Raw genomic sequence first — 5436 nt, 5'->3', positions numbered from 1 at the left:
TGGTGTGTGGTTGTTCTTTGAGAACTCAACAGGGTGTTTGATAAGCCAGTGCCAAGTAGTTTATGCCCCGTGCCGGCTGGAGATCTTTGGGTTTCTGGTTCGGTTTGGGATTCCTTTGGCAACATTTTGTTTGTTGTCGGGATGGATTGTTCAACAGGTTTTTGTTGGAGAGTTTGATCCTGGCTCAGGACGAACGCTGGCGGCGTGCTTAACACATGCAAGTCGAGCGGAAAGGCCCTTCGGGGTACTCGAGCGGCGAACGGGTGAGTAACACGTGAGCAACCTGCCCTAGGCTTTGGGATAACCCTCGGAAACGGGGGCTAATACCGAATATTCACTTGCGGACGCATGTTTGTGGGTGGAAAGTTTTTCGGCTTGGGATGGGCTCGCGGCCTATCAGCTTGTTGGTGGGGTAATGGCCTACCAAGGCGACGACGGGTAGCCGGCCTGAGAGGGCGACCGGCCACACTGGGACTGAGACACGGCCCAGACTCCTACGGGAGGCAGCAGTGGGGAATATTGCACAATGGGCGGAAGCCTGATGCAGCGACGCCGCGTGAGGGATGACGGCCTTCGGGTTGTAAACCTCTTTCAGCAGGGACGAAGCGCAAGTGACGGTACCTGCAGAAGAAGCGCCGGCCAACTACGTGCCAGCAGCCGCGGTAAGACGTAGGGCGCGAGCGTTGTCCGGATTTATTGGGCGTAAAGAGCTCGTAGGCGGCTTGTCGCGTCGACTGTGAAATCCCGTGGCTCAACTGCGGGTCTGCAGTCGATACGGGCAGGCTAGAGTTCGGTAGGGGAGACTGGAATTCCTGGTGTAGCGGTGAAATGCGCAGATATCAGGAGGAACACCGGTGGCGAAGGCGGGTCTCTGGGCCGATACTGACGCTGAGGAGCGAAAGCGTGGGGAGCGAACAGGATTAGATACCCTGGTAGTCCACGCTGTAAACGTTGGGCGCTAGGTGTGGGGGGCCTCTCCGGTTCTCTGTGCCGCAGCTAACGCATTAAGCGCCCCGCCTGGGGAGTACGGCCGCAAGGCTAAAACTCAAAGGAATTGACGGGGGCCCGCACAAGCGGCGGAGCATGCGGATTAATTCGATGCAACGCGAAGAACCTTACCTGGGTTTGACATCGCCGGAAATCCTGCAGAGATGTGGGGTCCTTCGGGGCCGGTGACAGGTGGTGCATGGCTGTCGTCAGCTCGTGTCGTGAGATGTTGGGTTAAGTCCCGCAACGAGCGCAACCCTCGTCCCATGTTGCCAGCAATTCGGTTGGGGACTCATGGGAGACTGCCGGGGTCAACTCGGAGGAAGGTGGGGATGACGTCAAGTCATCATGCCCCTTATGTCCAGGGCTTCACGCATGCTACAATGGCCGGTACAATGGGCTGCGATACCGTGAGGTGGAGCGAATCCCAAAAAGCCGGTCTCAGTTCGGATCGGGGTCTGCAACTCGACCCCGTGAAGTCGGAGTCGCTAGTAATCGCAGATCAGCAACGCTGCGGTGAATACGTTCCCGGGCCTTGTACACACCGCCCGTCACGTCACGAAAGTCGGCAACACCCGAAGCCGGTGGCCCAACCCTTGTGGAGGGAGCCGTCGAAGGTGGGGCTGGCGATTGGGACGAAGTCGTAACAAGGTAGCCGTACCGGAAGGTGCGGCTGGATCACCTCCTTTCTAAGGAGCACCATTCAGCGAAAGCTGGTATGGAGCCCGCGGTCTGCGAATGTCGGATCGGGGTGCTCAATGGCGGAGACACTGGCGAGTCAGGTGCCGGCAACGGCCAGGTTCTTCTTAGTACAGCTGCCCTTTTGGGGGTGGTGGGAACGGATGGGTTGGTGCGGCTGGTGGCTGATGATGAACACCCTGTTGGGTCCTGAAGGAACAACCCGTTGTGGTTGTTGTTTCAGAGCCGATTGCCTCACCGGTTGGTGGGGTTTTGGTTGCCAGGCATGGCCTGGTCTCGCATACCGCCGGCGGTTGTCGGGTTTGGTGTGGGGCTTGGGGTTGTGGGTTGGTTGTTTGTTGAGAATTGCACAGTGGACGCGAGCATCTTTGTGGTCAAGTTGTCAAGGGCGAACGGTGGATGCCTTGGCACCAGGAGCCGATGAAGGACGTGGGAGGCCGCGATAGGCCTGGGGGAGCTGTCAACCAAGCTGTGATCCCAGGGTGTCCGAATGGGGTAACCCGGCATCAGTCATGTGATGTCACCTACACCTGAACTCATAGGGTGTGTGGAGGGAACGCGGGGAAGTGAAACATCTCAGTACCCGTAGGAAGAGAAAACAATTTAGTGATTCCGTGAGTAGTGGCGAGCGAAAGCGGATTGAGGCTAAACCGGTTGCGTGTGATACCTGTCAGGGGTTGCGTGGTCGGGGTTGTGGGACCCTGCTGAACATGCTGACACGTGTTCAAGGAGTTATAAAACCAGTTGTTAGCTGAATGGTCTGGAAAGGCCGACCGTAGACGGTGAGAGTCCGGTAGGTGAAAACAGCTGGTCTTCTGTGGGTGTTCCCGAGTAGCGGCGGACCCCTGAAATCTGCCGTGAATCTGCCAGGACCACCTGGTAAGCCTAAATACTTCCTGGTGACCGATAGCGGACGAGTACCGTGAGGGAATGGTGAAAAGTACCCCGGGAGGGGAGTGAAATAGTACCTGAAACCGTTCGCCTACAATCCGTCGGAGCCTTTAGGGGTGACGGCGTGCCTTTTGAAGAATGAGCCTGCGAGTTAGTGGCATGTGGCGAGGTTAACCCGTGTGGGGGAGCCGTAGCGAAAGCGAGTCTGAAGAGGGCGTTTGAGTCGCATGTTCTAGACCCGAAGCGGAGTGATCTAGCCATGGGCAGGCTGAAGCGTGGGTAAGACCGCGTGGAGGGCCGAACCCACCAACGTTGAAAAGTTGGGGGATGACCTGTGGTTAGGGGTGAAAGGCCAATCAAACTCCGTGATAGCTGGTTCTCCCCGAAATGCATTTAGGTGCAGCGTCGCGTGTTTCTTGCCGGAGGTAGAGCACTGGATGGTCTAGGGGGCCCACAAGCTTACCGAAATCAGCCAAACTCCGAATGCCGGTAAGTGAGAGCGCGGCAGTGAGACTGCGGGGGATAAGCTTCGTAGTCGAGAGGGAAACAGCCCAGATCACCAGCTAAGGCCCCTAAGCGTGTGCTAAGTGGAAAAGGATGTGGGATCGCATAGACAACCAGGAGGTTGGCTTAGAAGCAGCCACCCTTTAAAGAGTGCGTAATAGCTCACTGGTCAAGTGGTTCCGCGCCGACAATGTAGCGGGGCTCAAGCACACCGCCGAAGCTGTGGCATTCACGCGTGTACTTCGCGAGGCTTTTCGGAGTCTTGTGCAGGTGTGTGGATGGGTAGGGGAGCGTCGTGCCGGGGGTGAAGCAGCCGAGTGATCGAGTTGTGGACGCGGCACGAGTGAGAATGCAGGCATGAGTAGCGAAAGAAGGGTGAGAAACCCTTCCGCCGGATGACCAAGGGTTCCAGGGCCAGGTTAATCCGCCCTGGGTGAGTCGGGACCTAAGGCGAGGCCGAGAGGCGTAGTCGATGGACAACGGGTTGATATTCCCGTACCCGCGAAAGAGCGTCCCTGATGAACCTCGTTGTGCTAACCACCCAAACCAGTCGAGACCTTCGGGTTGAGGTTGGGGAGCGTGGGAACCTGGCGGGTAGTAGTCAAGCGATGGGGTGACGCAGGAAGGTAGCTGAGCCCGGCCGGTGGTTGTGCCGGGGTAAGCGTGTAGGCCGTGTCATAGGCAAATCCGTGACACATGTAGGCTGAGACGTGATGCCGAGCCGATTCAGGTGAAGTCAGTGATCCTATGCTGCCGAGAAAAGCCTCTAGCGAGTTCTGAGCGGCCCGTACCCCAAACCGACACAGGTGGTCAGGTAGAGAATACCGAGGCGATCGGGCGAACTGTGGTTAAGGAACTCGGCAAATTGCCCCCGTAACTTAGGGAGAAGGGGGGCCGGAGACGTGAAGCCCCGCGCGGGTGGAGCGTTGTATGGCCGCAGAGAGCAGGGGGAAGCGACTGTTTACTAAAAACACAGGTCCATGCGAAGAAGTAATTCGATGTATATGGACTGACGCCTGCCCGGTGCTGGAACGTTAAGGGGACCTGTTAGCTCTTCGGGGCGAAGCGGAGAACTTAAGCGCCAGTAAACGGCGGTGGTAACTATAACCATCCTAAGGTAGCGAAATTCCTTGTCGGGTAAGTTCCGACCTGCACGAATGGCGTAACGACTTCCCCACTGTCTCAACCACAGGCCCGGCGAAATTGCAGTACGAGTAAAGATGCTCGTTACGCGCGGCAGGACGGAAAGACCCCGGGACCTTTACTACAGCTTGACATTGGTATCTGAGTTAGCTTGTGTAGGATAGGTGGGAGCCGGTGAAGCGCATACGCCAGTATGTGTGGAGGCAATCTTGAAATACCACTCTGGTTGATTCGGGTATCTAACTTCGGACCGTTATCCGGTTCAGGGACAGTGTCTGGTGGGTAGTTTAACTGGGGCGGTTGCCTCCTAAAAGGTAACGGAGGCGCCCAAAGGTTCCCTCAGCCTGGTTGGCAATCAGGTGTTGAGTGCAAGTACACAAGGGAGCTTGACTGTGAGACTGACGGGTCGAGCAGGGACGAAAGTCGGGACTAGTGATCCGGCACTTGCGAGTGGAAGCGGTGTCGCTCAACGGATAAAAGGTACCCCGGGGATAACAGGCTGATCTTCCCCAAGAGTCCATATCGACGGGATGGTTTGGCACCTCGATGTCGGCTCGTCGCATCCTGGGGCTGTAGCAGGTCCCAAGGGTTGGGCTGTTCGCCCATTAAAGCGGTACGCGAGCTGGGTTTAGAACGTCGTGAGACAGTTCGGTCCCTATCCGCCGTGCGCGTAGGATACTTGAGAAGGGCTGTCCCTAGTACGAGAGGACCGGGACGGACGAACCTCTGGTGTGCCAGTTGTCCCGCCAGGGGCACGGCTGGTTAGCTACGTTCGGAAGGGATAACCGCTGAAAGCATCTAAGCGGGAAGCCTGCTTCAAGATGAGGTATCCCACCACCTTCGGGTGGGTAAGGCCCCCAGCTAGACGACTGGGTTGATAGGCCGGAAATGTAAGCCCGGTAACGGGTTCAGTTGACCGGTACTAATAGGCCGAGGACTTGCTCACAAAGATTCTGCTCGCGTCCACTGTGTAACTCACGACAAACAAACGAACACCCCGACACACTCTGTTGGTGTGGTGTTGTTTGATATGTTGATAAGGTTACGGCGGTCATGGCGGAGGGGAAACGCCCGGTAACATTCCGAACCCGGAAGCTAAGCCCTCCAGCGCCGATGGTACTGCACTCGGGAGGGTGTGGGAGAGTAGGACACCGCCGGACACACTTCGATTTGAGGGCCACCCCAGCTGGGGTGGCCCTCAAACGTATACCC

General features: G+C 57.3%; 3 rRNA genes. All 3 read left to right on the top strand.

What is annotated here, in order from left to right:
* The first annotated feature begins 161 nt into the window (after positions 1 to 161).
* The 3 genes from ACLQ2T_RS29100 to rrf all read left to right on the top strand — a co-directional run bounded on the left by ACLQ2T_RS29100 (position 162) and on the right by rrf (position 5384).
* Positions 162 to 1676: ribosomal RNA gene (locus tag ACLQ2T_RS29100) — 16S ribosomal RNA — on the top strand.
* Positions 1677 to 2058: 382 nt separating this feature from the next.
* Positions 2059 to 5170: ribosomal RNA gene (locus ACLQ2T_RS29095) — 23S ribosomal RNA — on the top strand.
* A 97-nt stretch (positions 5171 to 5267) separates the two neighbouring features.
* Positions 5268 to 5384 (top strand): 5S ribosomal RNA (rrf, locus tag ACLQ2T_RS29090).
* The 16S, 23S and 5S rRNA genes sit together here, the layout of an rRNA operon.
* Positions 5385 to 5436: the final 52 nt, after the last annotated feature.

The sequence above is a fragment of the Micromonospora sp. DT229 genome, assembly GCF_049844505.1.
In the GTDB taxonomy this organism is placed as follows: Bacteria; Actinomycetota; Actinomycetes; order Mycobacteriales; family Micromonosporaceae; genus Micromonospora.
The sequence above is the reverse complement of the archived record's forward strand: the minus strand, read 5'-3'. Positions and strand labels throughout refer to the sequence as shown.